This window comes from Streptomyces sp. NPDC002787 (assembly GCF_053592095.1).
The window spans coordinates 262,863-283,043 of record NZ_JBSFVC010000001.1; the positions used below are offsets into that span (position 1 = coordinate 262,863).

15 protein-coding genes and 1 pseudogene are annotated in these 20,181 nt (G+C 69.8%); 10 read left to right on the forward strand and 6 right to left on the reverse strand.

What is annotated here, in order from left to right; all coding sequences use genetic code 11:
* Positions 1-12: 12 nt before the first annotated feature.
* The 4 genes from ACWD26_RS01055 (at position 13) to ACWD26_RS01070 (ending at position 3,019) form a co-directional block, all read left to right on the forward strand.
* Complete coding sequence (locus ACWD26_RS01055) at positions 13-429, forward strand: DUF742 domain-containing protein (protein ID WP_451264844.1); 417 nt, start codon at positions 13-15, stop codon at positions 427-429.
* Positions 430-614: 185 nt separating this feature from the next.
* A complete protein-coding gene (locus ACWD26_RS01060) occupies positions 615-1,229 on the forward strand; it encodes a GTP-binding protein (RefSeq protein ID WP_451264846.1) in 615 nt (204 codons plus the stop codon).
* 211 nt (positions 1,230-1,440) lie between these two features.
* Positions 1,441-1,854 (forward strand): roadblock/LC7 domain-containing protein, encoded by a 414-nt coding sequence (locus ACWD26_RS01065; RefSeq protein WP_451264848.1) that lies wholly within the window; start codon positions 1,441-1,443, stop codon positions 1,852-1,854.
* A 130-nt stretch (positions 1,855-1,984) separates the two neighbouring features.
* Positions 1,985-3,019, forward strand: coding sequence for a DUF6397 family protein (locus tag ACWD26_RS01070; protein WP_451264850.1), 1,035 nt, complete (start codon positions 1,985-1,987; stop codon positions 3,017-3,019).
* 46 nt (positions 3,020-3,065) lie between these two features.
* On the opposite strand, the gene ACWD26_RS01075 is transcribed toward ACWD26_RS01070, so the two are convergent.
* The gene (locus ACWD26_RS01075; protein ID WP_451264852.1) at positions 3,066-3,941 is read right to left on the reverse strand and encodes an acyl-CoA thioesterase; all 876 of its coding nucleotides are present in this window, start codon (positions 3,939-3,941) and stop codon (positions 3,066-3,068) included.
* Positions 3,942-3,960: 19 nt separating this feature from the next.
* Positions 3,961-6,474, reverse strand: coding sequence for a DEAD/DEAH box helicase (locus tag ACWD26_RS01080; protein ID WP_451264854.1), 2,514 nt, complete (start codon positions 6,472-6,474; stop codon positions 3,961-3,963).
* 166 nt (positions 6,475-6,640) lie between these two features.
* Here ACWD26_RS01080 and ACWD26_RS01085 point away from each other — a divergent pair, with 166 nt between their 5' ends.
* Positions 6,641-7,435 carry a metal-dependent hydrolase gene (locus ACWD26_RS01085; protein ID WP_451264856.1) on the forward strand — a complete coding sequence of 265 codons (795 nt, stop codon included), beginning with the start codon at positions 6,641-6,643 and terminating at the stop codon, positions 7,433-7,435.
* A 17-nt stretch (positions 7,436-7,452) separates the two neighbouring features.
* Here the strand turns inward: ACWD26_RS01085 and ACWD26_RS01090 are convergent, their stop codons facing one another.
* The 3 genes from ACWD26_RS01090 to ACWD26_RS01100 form a co-directional block, all read right to left on the reverse strand.
* Positions 7,453-7,923: a DUF5709 domain-containing protein gene (locus ACWD26_RS01090; RefSeq protein ID WP_451264858.1), complete on the reverse strand. Its 471-nt coding sequence runs from the start codon at positions 7,921-7,923 to the stop codon at positions 7,453-7,455.
* A gap of 401 nt (positions 7,924-8,324) precedes the next feature.
* Complete coding sequence (locus ACWD26_RS01095) at positions 8,325-10,106, reverse strand: ABC transporter ATP-binding protein (protein ID WP_451264860.1); 1,782 nt, start codon at positions 10,104-10,106, stop codon at positions 8,325-8,327.
* Positions 10,103-11,953: an ABC transporter transmembrane domain-containing protein gene (locus ACWD26_RS01100; protein WP_451264861.1), complete on the reverse strand. Its 1,851-nt coding sequence runs from the start codon at positions 11,951-11,953 to the stop codon at positions 10,103-10,105. The genes ACWD26_RS01095 and ACWD26_RS01100 overlap by 4 nt, the downstream gene beginning before the upstream one ends.
* A 391-nt stretch (positions 11,954-12,344) precedes the next feature.
* Between ACWD26_RS01100 and ACWD26_RS01105 the strand changes: the two genes are divergently transcribed.
* From ACWD26_RS01105 to ACWD26_RS01115, 3 genes and pseudogenes are all read left to right on the forward strand, one after another.
* Positions 12,345-13,040, forward strand: a complete 696-nt coding sequence (locus tag ACWD26_RS01105; protein ID WP_451265257.1) for a hypothetical protein — start codon at positions 12,345-12,347, stop codon at positions 13,038-13,040.
* A gap of 81 nt (positions 13,041-13,121) precedes the next feature.
* Positions 13,122-14,852, forward strand: a pseudogene (locus ACWD26_RS01110) (peptide-N4-asparagine amidase).
* A gap of 143 nt (positions 14,853-14,995) precedes the next feature.
* Entirely contained in the window at positions 14,996-16,411 is a 1,416-nt protein-coding gene (locus tag ACWD26_RS01115) for a cation:dicarboxylate symporter family transporter (RefSeq protein WP_451264863.1), read from the forward strand.
* Between the two features lie 206 nt (positions 16,412-16,617).
* On the opposite strand, the gene ACWD26_RS01120 is transcribed toward ACWD26_RS01115, so the two are convergent.
* A complete protein-coding gene (locus ACWD26_RS01120) occupies positions 16,618-17,076 on the reverse strand; it encodes a MarR family winged helix-turn-helix transcriptional regulator (protein WP_451264865.1) in 459 nt (152 codons plus the stop codon).
* 159 nt (positions 17,077-17,235) lie between these two features.
* Between ACWD26_RS01120 and ACWD26_RS01125 the strand changes: the two genes are divergently transcribed.
* Entirely contained in the window at positions 17,236-19,245 is a 2,010-nt protein-coding gene (locus ACWD26_RS01125) for an ABC transporter ATP-binding protein (protein ID WP_451264867.1), read from the forward strand.
* Positions 19,246-19,288: 43 nt separating this feature from the next.
* Positions 19,289-20,158 carry an endolytic transglycosylase MltG gene (gene mltG / locus ACWD26_RS01130; protein ID WP_451264869.1) on the forward strand — a complete coding sequence of 290 codons (870 nt, stop codon included), beginning with the start codon at positions 19,289-19,291 and terminating at the stop codon, positions 20,156-20,158.
* The last annotated feature ends 23 nt before the right edge of the window (positions 20,159-20,181 follow it).

Sequence of the window (20,181 nt, forward strand, 5' to 3'; positions counted from 1 at the left end):
CGGGCCGTGTTCATGACCGAGGGCAGCACAGGCGCATCGCACGAGCCACCGGGCAGCCAGTGGTACGACATTGAGGCCGGGCCGCTCGTCCGCCCCTACGCCATGACGGGCGGCCGCACCAAGTCCGGCCCGAGCGGGGTCCGCTTCGACCTGATCGCGCTGGTCTCGCTCGACACCGGCGCACCCGGCGTCGACGACGACACCTCGCTCGGCCCGGAGCACCGCACCCTCGTCGAGCTGTGTCGGACCGAGACCCAGTCGGTCGCCGAACTCGCCGCGGGCGCCGATCTGCCCGTCGGCGTGGTACGGGTGCTCCTCGGCGACCTCCTGGAGCTGGGCCGCGTCACCGTCAGCCGCCCGGTCCCGCCCGCACAACTCCCCGACGAACGGATCCTGCGTGAGGTGATCGAGGGACTGAGGGCCCTGTAAATGAATGCCCATCTGGGTCCTTCCCGTACCGACTTGCGCATCCGACCGGCAATGAAGAGACACCGAACAATCGGTGTCAGGAAATAACGGTCCAACCACACCCGACAGGGGCGGTTGCCAAGATGCTGACTCCGCACAGCCGTACCGATGTCGACCGCGGCCGACACTCCCGAGAGAAGTGATCGATGGTCTCCGAGCACTCCGAGCACTCCGATACGACAGACGGCGACACGGGCGCCCTGGCATTGAAGATCCTTGTCGCCGGTGGATTCGGCGTGGGCAAGACAACCCTGGTGGGCGCGGTCAGTGAGATCAGGCCGCTGCGTACCGAGGAACTCCTGAGCGAGGTGGGCCAGTCGGTGGACGACACCGACGGTGTGGACCAGAAGGTCACCACCACCGTCGCCATGGACTTCGGACGCATCACCATCAGGTCCGGGCTCTCGCTCTACCTGTTCGGTACACCCGGGCAGGACCGGTTCTGGTTCCTGTGGGACGAGTTGGCGCAGGGAGCGTTAGGCGCCGTCGTCCTCGCCGACACGAGGCGACTGCAGGACTGCTTCCCGGCCGTGGACTACTTCGAGCACCGGCACATCCCGTTCGTGGTCGCCGTCAACTGCTTCTCGGGAGCCCGCGCGTACGGCGCCCACGACGTCTCCCGCGCCCTCGATCTCGACCAGGGCACACCGGTGGTCCTCTGCGACGCCCGGGATCGAGACTCCGGCAAGGAAGTGCTGATACGGCTCGTCGAGTACGCCGGACGGATGCACACCGCCCGGTTGCTCGACTCCGTGAGCTGAACCGGCCCCGACACGGCCGACCTTGGCCGGATTCCTGCCCTTGACGGGGGTATTTCCGGCGTTTGTTCCGGGAGGGACGCGAACCCGCCATTCCTTGTCGGTCATCTTCCTTGCCATGTCCCCATCCTGCTTGCTCCGAGGGCAGCGGTGGGGAAGGCTGAATCGTCGGATCCTCCTCGCCAGGGGGAACGACGAAACGGGGAGTACGGCAATGGTGGAGAACGCGGGACTCGGTTGGCTGCTGGACGACCTGACCGAACGCGTGGAACCCATACGGCACGCCTTGGTGCTGTCCAACGACGGACTGGTCACGGCGGCGAGCACAGGTCTGCGGCGCGAGGACTCCGAACACCTCGCCGCGGTCTCGTCGGGGCTGCACAGCCTGGCCAAGGGCTCGGGCCGTCACTTCGGAGCCGGTGACGTACGGCAGACGATGATCGAGTTCGACGACGCGCTGCTCTTCGTCATCGCGGCCGGACCGGGCAGCTGCCTGTGCGTGCTCAGCGCCGCCGAGGCGGACATCGGTCAGATCGCCTACGAGATGACCCTGCTGGTGAACCGCGTCGGAGAACACCTCCGAGTCGACGCCCGAAAGCCCGAACATTCGGCTGCGATGGATCGCTGACCTGCTGTTTCGCGAGTTCGGGCAGAGTTATCCACAGGCCCGCCACGACTTTCGGCAATCGGGCTACGGTTTTTCCCGAGGCGAGCGCGAGACCAGCGCGAGCACGACACCGCACGGGGGGAGAACCGCCATGTCCGGCAACACCATCACACGATCCGCCACTCACGCCACGACAACCGATCCCGGCACGCCCACCACACCGAGCACCGCTCCGGTACCGGCCGGGGTGACCGGTGGCACCCTCGCTCTCAGCCGTGCCGCCCGTGAACTGAACCTGAAACGGAGCGAGCTCGACGTTGCCGTACAACTGGGATTCCTGCAAACAGTAGTCGACGACGGGGGCGGAGGCCGCAGGGTCACACGGGCGGAGATCGACCGGCTCCGTGCTGAGAACGGCTTCCCGGAGGCGCTGCGGGAACGGGTCGAGGTCGTGCGTTCCACCGTGGCCGCCGAGATTCTGGAGGTGCCGGTCTCCCGGTTCATGCGTCTCGCACGGCTGGGGATTATCACGCCGGTCAAGTTCTATCTGAACCGCTACCGCGCCGTGGTGTGGCTGTATCTGGCGCAGGAACTACGGCAGTTCGCCGCCGACGAGAAGAACGCCCAGTGGCTGACGGGGCGCATCCCGGAGGAGCTGAGGCACCAGTTGGACGCGGGGCTGGACCTGCGCCCCCGTAACTGGCGAGGCCGTCACCTCGGATTCCTGCTGCGGGAGGCCGACGAACCCTGGCGGCGCGCCGCGGCTCCGGCCTCCCTGCTCGATCCGCTCCAGGTCGCGAAGATCGTCCAGGACCCCTACGAGCGGGCTTACTTGCACCGCCACCGGCCCGCACGGGCCGACGACGGCCCCCCCGACTCGCCCGCCGCTCAGATCACCGCGCGGATCATGACGGCGGACGACCCCGATGAGATCGCATGGCTGCGGACGGACCTGCGGCAGTCCCTCATCGAGGCCCGCGCCCACCGCCTCGCGCCGAGGCCCCGCCCAAAGGCGCCGGCACCGACCGCTGTCGTCCCGCACGAGACACCCCGAGGCGTGGCAGCTCGATCGGCGCCGCATTCGCCCAAAGGCAGGCGGCCTCCTGGGAAGCCCCGACCGACGACGGCCACAGCCCCCGAGGGGCGACGCGGCCTCCTGGGCTGGCTCCGCCGGAGGAACCCCTGACCTGTTCCGGACGGGCACAGCACGACGTCGCTCGCCCCAGCCCCGGTCAGGTGCCGAGCTTCCGGAACAGCCCCTCCTGGACGACCGACACGAGCAGCCGTCCCTCCAGGTCGTAGATGCGGCCCCGGGCCAGTCCACGGCCACCCACCGCGATTGGGGACTCCTGGTCGTACAGGAACCACTCGTCCGCGCGGAACGGCCGGTGGAACCACATGGCGTGGTCCAGCGACGCCATGTCGAAGCCACGCGGCCCCCAGAGGGGTTCGACGGGGATCCGGACGGCGTCCAGGAGAGTCATGTCGCTGGCGTACGTCAGCGCGCAGGTGTGCACGAGCGGGTCGTCGCCGAGGGGACCCACGGCCCGCATCCACACCGCGCTGCGGGGCTCGGCGTTCTCGACCTCCTCGGGGGTCCAGCGCAGCCGGTCGACATACCGGATGTCGAAGGGCTGACGCCGGGCCATGCGCTCCAACTGCTCGGGGAGCGCGCCCAGATGCTCGGTGATCTCCTGCGTCACCGTCGGCAGCGACTCGGGGTCCGGCACCTCGCGGGCCGGCGGCAGCTGGTGCTCGAAGCTCCCCTCTTCAGGCTTGTGAAAGGAGGCGGTCAGATTGAAGATCGTGCGGCCCTGCTGCACGGCGGTGACCCGGCGCGTGGTGAACGACCGCCCGTCGCGGACACGCTCGACCTGGTACACGATCGGCACCCCCGGACGGCCCGGGCGCAGGAAGTACGCGTGCAGCGAGTGCACCGGCCGGTCACCGTCCGTGGTGCGCCCGGCCGCGACCAGCGCCTGGCCGGCGACCTGGCCGCCGAAGACCCGCTGCAGGGACTCCTGCGGGCTGCGACCGCGGAAGATGTTGACCTCGATCTGCTCCAGGTCGAGCAGGTCGACGAGCCGCTCGGCGGGGTTGGTCGTCATGTGTTGGCCTCTCCTGTGCTCACAGTTGGCCGACGTCGGTGACCTTGACGACGGCGCGTCCCTCGGCGTCGGAGGCCGCGAGGTCGATCTCCGCGCTGATGCCCCAGTCATGATCGCCGTTCGGGTCGGCGAAGGTCTGACGGACGCGCCACAACCCGTTCTGCGGCTCCTCCTCGATCATCAACAACCGGGGGCCGCGGGCGTCGGGGCCGGTGCCGAGCTCCTCGTACTCGTCCCAGTACTTGTCCATCGCCTCGCCCCACCGCTCGGCGTCCCAGCCGGACTCGGCGTCCATCTCGCCCAGCTCGTCCACCTGGTCGAGGGCGGCCAGCTCGACACGCCGGAACATGGCGTTGCGGACCAGGACGCGGAAGGCGCGCGCGTTGGAGGTGACCGGTTTGACCTGATCGGCCTTCTCCTGGGCCTCCTCGGCCGTCATCTCCTCGGGGTTGGCCAGCTGCTCCCACTCGTCGAGGAGGCTGGAGTCGACCTGGCGCACCATCTCGCCGAGCCAGGCGATCAGGTCCTCGAGGTCGTCCGACTTCAGGTCGTCGGGGACGGTGTGGTCGAGTGCCTTGTAGGCGCCGGCGAGGTAGCGCAGCACGATGCCCTCGGTGCGGGCCAGCTCGTAGTGGGACACCAACTCGGTGAAGGACATGGCCCGTTCGTACATGTCCCGGATCACGGACTTCGGCGACAGCGGATGGTCACCGACCCAGGGGTGGCTCTTGCGGTACGTGTTGTAGGCGTGGAAGAGCAGCTCCTCCAGCGGCTTGGGGTAGCTGACGTCCTGGAGCCGCTCCATGCGCTCCTCGTACTCGACCCCGTCCGCCTTCATCGCGGCCACGGCCTCACCGCGCGCCTTGTTCTGCTGGGCGGCGAGGATCTGGCGCGGATCGTCCAGCGTCGACTCGACGACGGACACCATGTCCAGGGCGTACGACGGCGACTCGGGGTCCAGCAGTTCGAACGCGGCCAGCGCGAACGTGGACAGTGGCTGGTTCAGCGCGAAGTCCTGCTGGAGGTCGACCGTCAGCCGGACGATGCGGCCATCGGCGTCCGGCTGGTCGAGTTTCTCGACGATGCCGCCGTCGAGCAGCGAACGGTAGATCGCGATCGCACGGCGGATGTGCCGCAGCTGCTGCTTGCGCGGCTCGTGGTTGTCCTCCAGCAGATGACGCATCGCCTCGAAGGCGTTGCCCGGCCGGGCGATCACCGACAGCAGCATCGTGTGGGTGACCCGGAAGCGGGAGGTGAGCGGTTCCGGATCGGAGGCGATGAGCTTCTCGAAGGTGTTGTCCGTCCAGCCGACGAACCCCTCGGGGGCCTTCTTGCGGACCACCTTGCGGCGCTTCTTCGGGTCGTCGCCGGCCTTGGCGAGCGCCTTCTCGTTCTCGATGACGTGCTCGGGCGCCTGCGCCACCACGAAGCCCGCCGTGTCGAAGCCGGCCCGCCCGGCGCGGCCGGCGATCTGGTGGAACTCACGGGCGCGCAGTGTCCGCACCCGGTTGCCGTCGTACTTCGTGAGCGCGGTGAACAGCACGGTGCGAATGGGGACGTTGACACCGACGCCGAGCGTGTCCGTGCCGCAGATGACCTTCAGCAGACCGGCCTGGGCCAGCTTCTCCACCAGACGCCGGTACTTGGGCAGCATGCCGGCGTGGTGCACACCGATGCCGTGCCGCACGTACCGGGAGAGGTTGCGGCCGAACTTGGTGGTGAAGCGGAAGTTGCCGATCAGCTCGGCGATCTGGTCCTTCTCCTCCCGCGTGCACATGTTGATGCTCATCAGCGCCTGCGCCCGCTCCACGGCCTGCGCCTGTGTGAAGTGCACGATGTAGACGGGGGCCTGCTTCGTGGCGAGCAACTCGGTGAGCGTCTCCGTCAGCGGGGTCAGTACGTACTCGTAGGACAGGGGCACCGGGCGGGTCGCCGAGCGGACCACGGAGGTCGGGCGACCGGTGCGCCGGGTGAGGTCCTTCTCGAACATCGAGACGTCGCCGAGTGTCGCCGACATCAGGATGAACTGGGCCTGCGGCAGCTCCAGGATCGGGATCTGCCAGGCCCAGCCGCGATCGGCCTCCGCGTAGAAGTGGAACTCGTCCATCACGACCTGACCGACGTCGGCGTGCTTGCCGTCGCGCAGCGCGATGGACGCCAGCACCTCGGCGGTGCAGCAGATGACGGGGGCGTCGGCGTTCACGGACGCGTCGCCGGTGAGCATGCCGACGTTCTCGGTACCGAAGATCTTGCACAGCTCGAAGAACTTCTCCGACACCAGCGCCTTGATCGGGGCCGTGTAGAAGGTGACCTCGTCCCGGGCGAGGGCCGCGAAGTGCGCACCCGCCGCGATCATGCTCTTGCCGGAGCCCGTGGGCGTCGACACGATCACGTTCGCGCCGGAGACCACCTCGATGAGCGCCTCCTCCTGGTGCGGATAGAGGGTGAGACCGCGCTCCAGGGCCCACGCCTCGAAGGCTTCGTAGAGGGCGTCGGGGTCGGCGGTCCGCGGCAGCTGATCGATGAGGGTCACGCCCCCATCTTGCCTGCCCGCGCACCCGATGGGGGAATCGGATGCCGGACCGAAGATCGCGAACGCTACGCTGTGGCGCCGACGAAGCGTCAGCGCACATGGACAACTGGACAGCGGCACAAGGCGACTGGACAGCGGCACGAACGGAACGGGACGGGGCACGGCCATGATGGGACCAGCACACTCACTGTCGGGAGCCGCGGCCTGGCTCGGCGTAGGGGCGGCAGCGGCCGCCGCCGGGCACACGATGCCCTGGCCGGTCCTCCTGGCCGGTGCGCTGATCTGCGCGGGTGCCGCGCTCGCCCCGGACCTGGACCACAAGGCGGCCACGATCTCGCGCTCCTTCGGTCCGCTGTCGCGCTGGGTGTGCGAGATCGTCGACAAGCTCTCGTACGCCGTCTACAAGGCGACGAAGAAGCAGGGCGACCCACGCCGCTCCGGTGGGCACCGCACACTCACGCACACCTGGCTGTGGGCGGCGCTGCTCGGCGGTGGCGCCTCGGTCATCGCGATCACGGGTGGCCGCTGGGCGGTGCTGGCCATTCTCTTCGTGCACATGGTGCTGGCCATCGAGGGTCTGCTGTGGCGGGCGGCCCGGGGGTCGAGCAGCGATGTGCTGGTGTGGCTGCTGGCCGCGACCAGTGCCTGGATCCTCGCGGGTGTCCTGGACAAGCCCGGGAACGGGGCGGACTGGCTGTTCACACAGCCGGGCCAGGAGTATCTGTGGCTCGGGCTGCCGATCTTCCTCGGTGCGCTCGTGCACGACATCGGGGACGCGCTGACCGTCTCCGGCTGCCCGATCCTGTGGCCGATACCGATCGGACGCAAGCGCTGGTATCCCCTGGGCCCGCCGAAGGCGATGCGGTTCCGGGCCGGCAGCTGGGTGGAGCTGCGGGTGCTGATGCCGGTGTTCATGGTGCTCGGGGGAGTGGGCGCCGCGGCCGCGTTGAACGTCATCTGACGCGCCGCCCCGCAGGGTCAGCCCGACACCGCGTCCTCGTCCACGATGTGCACGGCCGCCTCCTCGGCGGAGGCGGCGGCTCCGTCGATGCCCACGTCGGTGGCGATCAGCCCGCTCTCCTCGTCCTCGTGTGCGCCCTCGTCGGGTGCGACGAGACGGCCGGACCGAACGTCGCCCACCTCGTTGTCCAGAGGTTCGCCGTCGGTGTCCTGGGAGTCACCGATGCCGTCCCCGTCGGGGTAGGCGATGTCGGGGAGTTCTTCGGCGAGGCGCTGGTCCAGGGTCTCGCCGCGCAGGCGCTCCGCCGCGGTCACACCGGTGTGCTCCACCGCCCATGGCCGCTCCGGTGGCGACCAGCCCCGGTCGAGCGGGTCGGCCACGCCGTCGGCGACCAGGGTGTCTTCGGCGTCCAGCAGCCCCGCGTCGTCCTGGATCTCGGATCCGTCTGGCTGGTAGACGTCGTCTCCCCATCCGCCGGCTTTGTCCACGGGAACCTCCAGTGGTGGGACGGGCCCGGTGCCACCGCTCGGCGACGGTGGGCGCGCGGACCGCTGGGCGGCGGCCCGAACCCCGTGAACCGGGCGGCTCACGAGCGTCCCCCGAATCAGTGCCCACCACCAGACTTCCACTCGCGCTCGGCACCGCGCAACGGCAGGGCACCGCGGCCCCGGCGCCAGGCCGACATCGGCTACTCGTGCCGGGACCGCTCCCGGCACGGAGGCAGGGGTGCGGAGGCGCTAGCCCGCCGGTAGGCATGGTCCCGGCGGGGGCCACCCGGGCGAGGCAGACCTCCGTGACGGTGTCGGCCTCACGCCGGTCAGCCGCGTCCGCGCCCGTGATCGCCTCATGGCGGTCCGTCGCACCCGTGCCCGTGACGGCCCCCCTCCGGTCAGCCGTGCCACGACCTCCACAGTGCCGCGTACGCGCCGTCCGCCTCGACCAGTTGGTCGTGGCTGCCCAGTTCGCTGATGCGGCCGTTCTCGACGACGGCGATGACGTCGGCGTCGTGAGCGGTGTGCAGCCGGTGAGCGATGGCGACGACGGTGCGGCCGTCGAGGACGCGGGCGAGGGAGCGTTCCAGGTGGCGGGCCGCGCGCGGATCGAGGAGCGAGGTCGCCTCGTCCAGCACCAGCGTGTGCGGGTCGGCGAGGACCAGCCGGGCCAGGGCGATCTGCTGGGCCTGCGCCGGGGTGAGCGTGAACCCACCGGAGCCGACCTCGGTGTCCAGTCCCTCGTCCAGCGCCCGTGCCCAGCTGTCGGCGTCGACCGCGCCCAGCGCCGCCCACAGCTCGGCGTCCTCCGCGCCCGTGCGGGCGAGCAGCAGGTTGTCACGCAGGGAGCCGACGAAGACGTGGTGTTCCTGGTTGACGAGCGCCACGTGGGAGCGGACGTCTTCGGCGGGCATCCGGGACAGCTCTGCGCCACCCAGGGTGATACGCCCGTCGCGGGGAGCGTAGATCCCGGCGAGCAGCCTGCCCAGGGTCGACTTGCCCGCACCGGACGGGCCTACCAGGGCGAGCCGGGTGCCGGGGGCGACCTCCAGCGACACCTTGCGCAGGACGTCGACGCCTTCGCGGTACCCGAAGCGCACCTGGTCGGCGTGGACATGGCGTCCGTCGGGGGCCACGGCCGGGTCGCCCGCGTCCGGCTCGATGTCCCGCACACCGACCAGACGGGCCAGCGACACCTCGGCGACCTGCAGCTCGTCGTACCAGCGCAAAATGAGGTTGATCGGGTCGACGAGCATCTGGGCGATGAGCGCGCCCGTGGTCAGCTCGCCGAGCCCGAGCCAGCCCTGCAGGACGAACACCCCGCCGATGATCAGGACCGAACCGAGGACCGTGGTGTGGGTGAGGTTGATGACGGGGAAGAGCACCGACCGCAGCCAGAGCGTGTACCGCTCCCAGGCGGTCCACTCGCGGACGCGCTGGTTCGACAGGTCGATGCGGCGGGCGCCGAGCCGGTGGGCCTCGACGGTGCGGCCGGCGTCGACGGTCTCGGCGAGGACGGCGGCGACGGCGGCGTACCCGGCGGACTCCGAGCGGTAGGCGGAGGGCGCGCGCTTGAAGTACCAGCGGCAGCCGACGATGAGCACAGGCAAAGCCAGCAGCACCGCGAGGGCCAGTGGGGGCGCGGTCACGGCGAGTCCGCCGAGGAGAAGCGCGACCCACACCACGCCGATCGCCAGCTGGGGCACGGCCTCGCGCATGGCGTTGGCGAGCCGGTCGATGTCGGTGGTGATGCGGGAGAGCAGGTCACCCGTGCCGGCGCGTTCCAGGACGCCCGGTGGCAGGCCGACCGACCGTACGAGGAAGTCCTCGCGGAGGTCGGCCAGCATCCGCTCGCCGAGCATGGCACCGCGCAGCCGCACTTCCCGTACGAAGAGGGCCTGGATGACGAGGGCGACGACGAACACCGTCGCCGTGAGTTCCAGATGGAGTTCGCGGGCCCCGTCCGAGACCCGTTCTACAAGTGCGCCGAGCAGGTAGGGGCCCGCCATGGAGGCCACGACGGCGACCGTGTTGACGGTGATGAGCAGGACGAAGGCCCGGCGGTGCCGGCGGAACAGTTCGGCCACGTAGGCGCGTACGGTCGCGGGGGCTCCGACGGGCAGGGTGTTCGCCGTCGTCGGGGCGGCCGGGTCGTACGCCGGTGGCGCCACGCCGATCATGCGGTCTCCTCGATCTCTTCCAGTTCGTCCAGCACGTCGCTGAGGGTGGTCGTGCGGTCCGGCTGCCCGTTTGCCGAGGCGGCCTTCCCGCCGGGGCCGACTGCCAGGGCGGCCTCCTCGTCTGTCTCTCGGGTGACGACGGCGCGGTACCGGGGTTCCTTGTGGATCAGTTCGCGGTGCACGCCGACAGCGGCGACCTCGCCCTCGTGCACCAGGACGACGCGTTCGGCGTGGTCCAGCAGGAGGGGCGAGGAGGTGAAGACGACGGTCGTACTGCCCGCCCTCAGGGACCTGATGCCGTCGGCGACCCGGGCCTCGGTGTGCGAGTCGACGGCGGAGGTCGGCTCGTCCAGGATCAGCACGCCCGGGTCCGTGATCAGGGACCGGGCCAGGGCGAGCCGCTGGCGCTGGCCGCCGGACAGGGACCGACCGCGCTCGCTGATCCGCGCGTCCATCGGGTCCTCGGCGTCGAGCGATCCCTGCACCAGAGCCTCCAGCACGTCACCGCACTGTGCGGCGGCCAGCGCCTCCTCGGCGGTGACCCCGCCCGAGGCGGGTACGTCGAGGAGTTCGCGGAGTGTCCCGGAGAGCAGCACCGGGTCCTTGTCCTGGACGAGGACGGCCGTGCGGGCGGAGTCGAGCGGCAGTTCGTCGAGCGGTACGCCGCCGAGGAGGACGGGAGTGCCCTCCTCCGGGGCGTGGCCGCCCAGCCGTTCCGCCAGCCGTCCGGCCGCGTCCGGGTCGCCGCACACCACCGCGGTGAGACACCCGGCTGGCGCGAGCAGGCCGGTTGCCGGGTCGTACAGGTCCCCGGTGGGCACGGCTGCCTCGCGGGACCCCTCGGTGTCCGTGGCCCGTTCCAGCGACAGCACCCGGGCGGCCCGCTTGGCGGACGGACGGGAGAAGGAGTACGCCATGGCGATCTCCTCGAAGTGCCTGAGCGGATACGTCAGCAGCATGACCGCGCTGTACACGGTGACCAGTTCGCCGACCGTGATCCGGCCCTCCTGGGCGAGACTCACGCCGTGCCAGACGACCGCGATCATCAGCATCCCAGGCAGCAGCACCTGGATGCCGGAGATCAGGGCCCACATACGGGCGCTGCGGACGGCGGCGTGGCGGACCTCCTGGGAGGCCCGGCGGTAGCGGTCCAGGAAGAGGTCCTCACCGCCGATGCCGCGCAGCACCCGCAGGCCGGCGACGGTGTCGGAGGCCAGCTCGGTGGCGCGGCCCGCCTTCTCGCGCTGGAAGTCGGCGCGGCGGGTCGCTCGGGGCAGGAGCGGCAGCACGGCGAGGGCGAGGACGGGCACGCCCACGGCGACGACGATGCCGAGTGCGGGCTGGTAGACGACCAGGCCGACACAGACCAGCACCACGGTGAGGGCGGCGGCGGTGAACCGGGAGACGGCCTCGACGAACCAGCCGATCTTCTCGACGTCGCCCGTGGAGACCGCGACGACCTCACCGGCCGCCACCCGCCGGGTCAGCGCCGAGCCGAGCTGGGCCGTCTTGCGGGCCAGCAGCTGCTGGACCCGCGCGGCGGCGGTGATCCAGTTGGTGACGGCCGACCGGTGCAGGAAGGTGTCGCCGAGCGCGATGGTGAACCCGCACAGCACCAGCAGTACGCCCGCGAGGGCTAGCCGGGCGCCGGAGCGGTCGACCACGGCCTGGATGGCGAAGCCGACGCAGAACGGCAGCCCGGCCACGGAGGTGAAGTGCAACAACCCCCACGCCAGCGCCTTGAACTGTCCGCCGAGCTGATTCCGGCCGAGCCACCACAGGAATCTGGGACCCGAGCGCGCGTCCGGCACACCCGGGTCTTGATACGGAAGGTCTTGAATCTGCATGACGTCCCAGAGGCTCGTGTCAGGGGTGGGGGAGAAGTGGGGAGAAAAGGGGCGGTCGAGGCCCAGTGACCGGTCGTGAAAGGTTCGCGTCGCAGCGTGGTCGGAAGCAAACGGTTTTCCGGCGCCGGGCAAAGTTTCGGCCTGGACCACCCGTACGAAGCCAGGCGGGCGGGGCGGCGGGCGCGTGTGTGCGGTGCGCGGTGCGACGATGGAGCGCATGCGAATAGGCGGTACGACGCGGGGACGAGCCGACGGCATGAACGGCATGAACGGCATGAACCGCGTGAGCGGCACGGGCGGTGCGAACGGCACGGGCGGTGCGAGCGGAGCGGGTCGAGTGAGGGGCGTGGTGCGCGTCCGGCTCGCGGTGGTGGTCTGCGGCGCGCTGGTGATGTCCCTGGCGGCGTGCGGTGGTTCGGGCGGCGCGACCGACGGGACAAAGGCCGACGCGAACGCCACGAAGTCCGGCGGCAAGGCCGATCGAGCCGAGGCGCGGACGGTCGACCTGACCCGTATCCCGGACGTCGGTGACCGTCTCCAGAAGCAGATCCCCGCCGCATCCCGCCAGGTCGTGGCCGTCTACGGCGAGGGCAAGGACGATGCCGACGCCACGATCGTGCTCTACACGAAGAGCGGTTCCACCTGGAAGAAGACCCGCAGCTGGGAAGGGCACAACGGCAAGAAGGGCTGGACCACCGACCATCGGGAGGGCGACAAGCGCAGTCCCGTGGGTGTGTTCACGCTCAGCGACGCGGGAGGCGTGCTCGCCGACCCGGGCGCCAAACTCCCGTACAGCAGGTCGGAGTCGTTCCAGGCGCCGCACTACTGGGCCAAGTCGCACTGGCACGACTTCGACTATGTCATCGCCATCGACTACAACCGCGTCAAGGGCACCTCGCCGATCGACCCGACGCGGCCCGAAGGTCAGTCCAAGGGCGGAAGCATCTGGTTGCACATGGACCACGGCAGCGGTACCTCGGCGTGCGTCAGCCTGTCCAAGCCGGGAATGGAGTATCTGCTGCGCACGCTCGACCCGGCACAGCACCCGGTGATCGTGATGGGCGACAAGGCGGAGCTGAAGGCCTGAGACGCCGGGCGCTCCCGCGCCCGCGCTTGTGGCCGGAGACCTCATTGCGGTGGAGCGCCGACTCCCCGTAGAACTCCGGCCATGAGAAACCGGATCATCATGTCCATGCTCACCGGAGGGACCCTCCTGGTGAGCACCCTCCTCGGGGCCACGCCGGCCCAATCCGCTGCCACGCCAGGCCAATCCGCACCCGCCCCATCCGCACCCGCCCAATCCGCTGCCACTCCCACCCGAGCAGACGCGTCCACCCGGACTGCCCACTCTCCCCAATCCGCCGACGTCCCCGTCGAGTTCGGTACCGACTGGCACGACCCGATCACCGCCGCCCCGCCCGTCACCAGGCCCGAGAACACCAAGTCGTGCGAAGTGACGGTCGCGGAGGCGTAGTTCAAGGACTTCACGCCGTACCAGGGCTCCTACGCGCCCCCGGCTGACTGCGGCAAGCGGTGGAGCAAGGTCGTCCTGCGTCTCGACGGCAAGGTGAAGGGCCGTCAGTTCGACCGCCTCGGCTATCTGCACATCGGCGGTGTCGAGGTGTTCCGGACGTCCACCCCGCAGCCCTCGCCCGACGGCATCGAGTGGTCCGTGGAGAAGGACGTCACGCGCTACAGCGACACCCTGCGCAGCGCGCAGCCCGTGGAGATGCTCATCGGCAACGTCGTCGACGACACGTACACCGGCATCCTCGACGTCAGGGTCACGCTGACCTTCTACGCGGCAAAAGGCAGACCCGACGTGAAGGCGGCGCAGGCCACCCCGGACCGCGTCCTCACCCTCCAGGACGGCAACACCCTCACCACCCCGCGCAACAGCGAACGCGTCATCGCCGAGGTGTACGCGACCGGGTCCGGCGGCGGCTGCGAGGAGTACTGGTATCTGACGGTGCCCGAGGAGGCGCCGTACTCCTGCAAGGCGGACGAGGGGCCGTACCGTGAGGTGCGGATCGAGGTGGACGGGCAGCTCGCCGGAATCGCCGCGCCGTTCCCGAACGTGTGGACGGGCGGCTGGTCCAATCCCTTCCTCTGGTACGTCGTCCCCGGGCCCCGCGCCTTCGACATCCAGCCCCTGCGTTACGACCTCACCCCCTTCGCGGGCATCCTCAACGACGGCCGCCCGCACCGGATCGAGGTCTCCGTCGTCGGCGTGCCCGAGGGGCAGACCGGCTGGAGCGCTCCGGTCAACGTCCTGGTCTGGCAGGACGCGAAGAGCGAGCGCGTCACCGGTGCCCTGACGAAGGCCGAGGCGGGCGACCTCGTCAACACGTCCACGTACACGCCCGGCGCGGAGCATCGCCTCGACACCGAGGGCGGCCACCGGCTGACCGTCGCGGGATATGTCGACACCTCGCACGGCCGGGTGACGACCACCGTCCGCCGGAGTCTCGCCAACATCTCCACGCACACCTGGTCGGACGGTGAGAACCCCGACGCGCTCGACGCGAAGTGGAGCGACGACGAGACGGTCACCGTCGACGGAGGCGGACGCGGACCGGCCCGGACGACGCACACGCGGCGGTCGTACACGATGGACGGAACGACGACGCTCGGCGCGGGCGACCGGTTGCGGACCGTGCTCACGCTCGGCGACCGGGCGACGGTCACCGAGACGCGCGGGGAGCGGCGTACGGCGTGGTCCCGGCTCGACGGCACCTACACGGGTGACGCCACGTACACCGCGTTCGTGCCCCGTGACCAGCGCCACGCCGTCGGGACGACGAGCGAGCGCTACCGAGCGTACGGATCGGACGGCTGCTACGACCGTTCGCTGGTCTCCGTACAGGGAGTGCTGACGGGGGACCGAATGGGCTGTTGATGCCGTATGCGTGTGATGTGACATGTGTTCGATGATTTACATCGGCGAAACACGACGGTCTTCCCTGCGAGCGACGACTCCCCGATAGTGATCCGCGCGGAAGCGCTTTTCCGCATACCAGAAGTCCCTCCGGAGGAGTGCCCGTGCCGCAGTCCGTACCGTCCCTGCCGCGACGCGTCGCACGCATGCTGCGTACCTCATTGTTCGCACAAGTCGGTGTCGCGCTTGTGCTCGGAATCGTCGTCGGAAGGTTGTGGCCGGAGACGGCCACGACTTTCCAGCCGCTCGGCGACGGTTTCATCCGTCTCATCAAGACGGTCATCTCGCCCCTGGTGTTCTGCGTGGTCGTCGTCGGCATCGCCAAGGCCGGCAATCTGAAGGCCTTCGGGCGGATCGGGCTCAAGGCCCTGATCTGGTTCGAGATCGCCTCGACGGCCGCGCTGCTCATCGGTCTGATCGCCGCCAACGTCTTCGGCCCCGGCTCGGGCATGAACGTCGACCCCTCGAAACTCGACACGTCGGCCGTCGACGCGAAGACCGCAGGCGGTGAGCTGCCGACGACGAGCGAGTTCATCCTGAACGCGCTGCCGCAGAGCGCGATCGGCGCGTTCGCCGAGAACTCGCTGCTCCAGGTGCTCGTGCTCGCCTGTCTCACCGGCGCCGCGCTGCTGCACCTCGGCCACACCAAGGTGCCCAAGATCCTGCCCGCCATCGAGCAGGCCCAGGAGGTCATCTTCGCGATCGTCGGCTTCGTCATGAAGCTGGCCCCGCTCGCGGTGTTCGGCGCGATGGTCCACCTGGTGGGCGAGTACGGCCTCGGCGTCATGAAGACCTACGCCAAGCTGATCATCCTCTGCTACGCCGTCGCCCTCGTCTTCCTCGTGCTGCTGGGCATCGCGCTGAAGCTGATGACCGGGCTGAGTCTGTGGAAGTTCGTCCGCTACACGCGGGCGGAGATGCTGCTGGCGCTGGGCACCGCCTCCAGCGAGAGCGTCATGCCCCGCATGATGCAGAAGCTGCGGCAGGCGGGCGCCCGTGACGACGCCGTGGGTCTGGTGCTGCCGACCGGGTACTCCTTCAACCTCGACGGCGCGTCCATCTACCTCTCCATCGGCACGCTGTTCATCGCGCAGGCCGTGGGTGTAGACCTCAGCCTCAGCCAGCAGGTCACCGTCATCCTGGTCCTCATGCTGACCAGCAAGGGCATGGCCGGCATTCCCGGTTCGGCCTTCCTCGCCCTGTCGGCGACCGCTGCCTCGCTAGGCGCCATCCCGGCCGGTGCCGTCGCCCTCCTCCTGGGTGTCGACCGCATCATGGACTCGATGCGCGTCGCCACCAACCTGCTCGGCAACTGCGTCGCCGTCTTCGCGGTGTCGAAGTGGGAGGGCGCGCTGGACACGGACCGGGCGAAGAAGATGCTGGACGGAGAGATCGAGTTCGTGGAGGAAGAGGACGAGCCCGGTGAGGGCGCGGCCGGAACCGCCGAGGCCCCCGCGAAGGCGGAGGTTCCCGTGCTTGCCAAGGTCGAGACGAAGGAGCCCGCCCCCGAGGCGAGTTGACCCGCTCTTCCCTCATCTCCCCAAACGGAAGGGGCCCGGCGCAGCACCCCGCGCCGGGCCCCTTCCGTATGCCCCCGGCTCGGCGGCACCGCTCCGGCCCCGCTTGGCTCGGCGGCCCCGCTCCGGCCCCGCTCCGGCCCCGCTTGGCTCGGTGGCCCCGCTCCGACGCAGCGGCCGCGCCCGACTCAGCAGCCCCCGCTCCCGACTCAGCAGCCCCGTTCCACCCCCGCCGGCGCCCCGTCGATCAAAGTGTCGAGCAACCCGCCGAGCACCCCCCGCTGATCGTCCGACAGCGGCGCCAGGATCTCCTCCGCCGCCGACCGCCGGGCATGGTGCAGCTCCCGCAGGGCCTTGCGGCCCTCGTCCGTCACCTCTATCCGGATCACCCGCCGATTGGTGGGATCGGGCGCCCGGCGCACCCGTCCGCTCTCCTCCAACGCGTCGACCAGGGTCGTCACGGCCCGGGGCACGACCTCCAGCCGTTCCGCCAGATCGGCCATGCGTGGCGGTGTGTCGTAGTGCGCGAGAGCGCGCAGCAGCCGTGACTGCGCCGGGGTGATCTCCAATCCGCTCTGCTGGAGATGGCGCTTCTGGATGCGGTGCACACGGCGCGTGAGCCGCAGCAACTGCTCGGCGAGCAGGCCGTCGGCGTCGGGGGTGGTCATACGGGGAACAATATCAGGACCATGTTCATTGTGAGTATAGGTAACAATGAGCTAGGCTCCGTAAGCCTGTTCTCGCCTCAGCTCGGTAAGCCAGCTTCGCCTCAGTAAAGCCCACTTCGCCTCACCTCCGTATTCACCGCACCCCTCCCGAAGGAGCCCATGCATCCCGGCAACGAACCCACCTGGGCAGCCCCCGACGGCGCGACGGAGCAGCCCCGCCAGGTGCGCCGCATCCTGCGTCTGTTCCGTCCCTACCGAGGCCGGCTCGCGATCGTCGGCCTGCTCGTCGGCGCCGCGTCGCTCGCGTCGGTGGCCACGCCCTTCCTCCTCAAGGAGATCCTGGACACCGCGATCCCCGAGGGCCGCACCGGCCTGCTGAGCCTCCTCGCCCTCGGCATGATCCTGAGCGCGGTGCTCACCAGCATCTTCGGCGTCCTGCAGACGCTGATCTCCACGACCGTCGGCCAGCGCGTCATGCACGATCTGCGTACCGCCGTCTACGGCCGGCTGCAGCGCATGTCGCTCGCCTTCTTCACCCGGACCCGCACCGGCGAGGTGCAGTCCCGCATCGCCAACGACATCGGCGGCATGCAGGCGACCGTCACCTCCACGGCCACCTCCCTGGTATCCAACTCCACCAGTGTGATCGCCACCGTCGTCGCCATGGTCGCCCTGGACTGGCGGCTCACCGTGGTCACCCTGCTCCTGCTGCCGCTGTTCGTGTGGATAAGCCGCCGGGTCGGCGACGAGCGCAAGAAGATCACCACCCAGCGGCAGAAACAGATGGCCGCCATGGCCGCGACGGTGACCGAGTCGCTCTCCGTCAGCGGCATCCTGCTCGGCCGCACGATGGGCCGCGCCGACTCGCTCACCAAGTCCTTCTCCGAGGAGTCCGAGGGGCTCGTCGACCTGGAGGTCAGGGCGAACATGGCCGGCCGCTGGCGCATGGCCATCATCGCCGTCGTCATGGCCGCCATGCCCGCCGTCATCTACTGGACCGCCGGCATGGCGCTCCAACTCGGCGGCCCGTCCGTGTCGGTCGGCACGCTCGTCGCCTTCGTCTCGCTCCAGCAGAACCTGTTCCGGCCGACCGTGAGCCTGCTGTCCACCGGCGTCCAGATCCAGGCCTCACTCGCCCTCTTCCAGCGCATCTTCGAGTACCTCGACCTGCCCGTCGACATCACCGAGCCCGAGCGCCCGGTCCACCTCGACCAGGTCAAGGGCGAAGTCCGCTTCGAGAACGTCGAGTTCCGCTACGACGGCGACGATCACGGCGACCACGGCGACCACGGCAGCCAAGGCGACGCCGGTGGCCAAGGAGGCGACGGCAAGGCGCGCCCGATCCTCGACGGCATCGACCTCACCGTCCCGGCCGGCGGCAGTCTCGCCGTCGTAGGCCCGACCGGCGCCGGGAAGTCCACGCTCGGCGCCCTGGTGCCGAGGCTGTACGACGTCACGGGCGGCCGGGTCACCCTCGACGGGGTCGACGTGCGCGATCTGGACTTCGACACGCTGGCCCGGGGCATCGGCGTCGTCTCCCAGGAGACGTACCTCTTCCATGCCTCGGTCGCCGACAACCTGCGCTTCGCCAAGCCGGACGCCACCGACGAGGAGCTGTACGCGGCGGCGCGGGCGGCCCAGATCCACGACCACATCGCGGCCCTGCCCGACGGCTACGACACGGTCGTCGGCGAACGCGGCCACCGCTTCTCCGGTGGTGAGAAGCAGCGCCTCGCCATCGCCCGCACCATCCTGCGCGACCCGCCGGTCCTCATCCTCGACGAGGCCACCAGCGCCCTGGACACCCGTACCGAGCACGCGGTGCAGGAGGCCATCGACGCCCTCTCCGCCAACCGCACCACCGTCACCATCGCCCACCGGCTCTCCACCGTCCGGGAAGCCGACCAGATCGTGGTCCTCGACGCCGGCCGCGCCGTCGAACGCGGCACGCATGAGGAGCTGCTGGAGCTGGGAGGGCGGTACGCGGCACTCGTACGGCGGGACGCGCGGTCGAAGCCGGGTCGAGAGACGGTCCCGGCGGCGAAATCGGAATCGGCGGTGCAGAAAGCGGGATCCACGGGGCCGAATTCGGAATCGAAGGGGGCGGAATCGGAATCCAAGGGGCGGGAATCGGAATCAAAGGCGCCGAAACTGGAACCGACAAGATGAAGATATGCCGGGTTTGAGGTGATATGCAGGTTACCGTGCCCGCATGCAGATGAACACTCCGCCACCGAGCACGATCCGACTGACGCGCCGGGGCCGGGCCGCCCTCATCGCGGCCGGGGCCGTCGTGGCGGCCACCGCCGTGGCGGTGCCGCTGCTGACCGTGGGCAGCGGCGACGGCGAGGCCGAACGGCCCGCGTCACTGGTGATCCCGGAGGGCTGGCGCTCCGGCCAGGTCTACGAAGCCGTCGACAAGGCCCTCGCCCTGCCCGCAGGATCCACCAAGAAGTCCCTGGCCAAGGCCAAGCTGACCCTCCCGGCCGACGCCGACGGCAATCCGGAGGGCTATCTCTTCCCGGCGACGTACGCCTTGAAGGAGAAGTCGACCCCGGAGTCCCTGCTGACGTCCATGGTCGAGACCGCGCACAAGAAGTTCAACGGCGGTCAGGTCACGGCCGGGGCCCAGCGCAACGCGATGAACGTCTACCAGGCGGTCACCGTCGCGAGCATCATCCAGGCCGAGGCGGCCACCGAGGAGGACATGGGCAAGGTGTCCCGGGTCGTCTTCAACCGCTTGGAACGCGGCATGCCGTTGCAGATGGACTCCACCATCAACTACGCGCTGAACCGCTCCACGCTGGACATGTCCCTCAACGACACGAAGATCGACAGCCCCTACAACTCGTACCAGCGCATGGGGCTGCCGCCCACGCCGATCGCCAACCCGGGCGAGGACGCGATGCGCGCGGCGATCAACCCGACGCAGGGCGACTGGCTGTATTTCGTCACGGTCAAGCCGGGCGACACCCGTTTCACGGCGAACTACGAGGAACACCTGCGCAACGTCGCCGAGTTCAACAAGAACCGGAAGCGGCCGTCGGCGGACGCCGGATCACCTTCGCGGGCACCTCGCTGACGGTCCTGCTGAGCCGGTTCGTG

What these genes read in the sequence shown, in the direction of transcription:
- ACWD26_RS01055 (WP_451264844.1), top strand. Translation starts at nt 13, where the DNA reads ATGACCGAGGGCAGCACAGGCGCATCGCACGAGCCACCGGGCAGCCAG.
- ACWD26_RS01060 (WP_451264846.1), top strand. Translation starts at nt 615, where the DNA reads ATGGTCTCCGAGCACTCCGAGCACTCCGATACGACAGACGGCGACACG.
- ACWD26_RS01065 (WP_451264848.1), top strand. Translation starts at nt 1,441, where the DNA reads ATGGTGGAGAACGCGGGACTCGGTTGGCTGCTGGACGACCTGACCGAA.
- ACWD26_RS01070 (WP_451264850.1), top strand. Translation starts at nt 1,985, where the DNA reads ATGTCCGGCAACACCATCACACGATCCGCCACTCACGCCACGACAACC.
- ACWD26_RS01075 (WP_451264852.1), bottom strand. Translation starts at nt 3,941, where the DNA reads ATGACGACCAACCCCGCCGAGCGGCTCGTCGACCTGCTCGACCTGGAG.
- ACWD26_RS01085 (WP_451264856.1), top strand. Translation starts at nt 6,641, where the DNA reads ATGATGGGACCAGCACACTCACTGTCGGGAGCCGCGGCCTGGCTCGGC.
- ACWD26_RS01095 (WP_451264860.1), bottom strand. Translation starts at nt 10,106, where the DNA reads ATGATCGGCGTGGCGCCACCGGCGTACGACCCGGCCGCCCCGACGACG.
- ACWD26_RS01100 (WP_451264861.1), bottom strand. Translation starts at nt 11,953, where the DNA reads ATGCAGATTCAAGACCTTCCGTATCAAGACCCGGGTGTGCCGGACGCG.
- ACWD26_RS01105 (WP_451265257.1), top strand. Translation starts at nt 12,345, where the DNA reads ATGTCCCTGGCGGCGTGCGGTGGTTCGGGCGGCGCGACCGACGGGACA.
- ACWD26_RS01120 (WP_451264865.1), bottom strand. Translation starts at nt 17,076, where the DNA reads ATGACCACCCCCGACGCCGACGGCCTGCTCGCCGAGCAGTTGCTGCGG.
- ACWD26_RS01125 (WP_451264867.1), top strand. Translation starts at nt 17,236, where the DNA reads ATGCATCCCGGCAACGAACCCACCTGGGCAGCCCCCGACGGCGCGACG.
- mltG (WP_451264869.1), top strand. Translation starts at nt 19,289, where the DNA reads ATGCAGATGAACACTCCGCCACCGAGCACGATCCGACTGACGCGCCGG.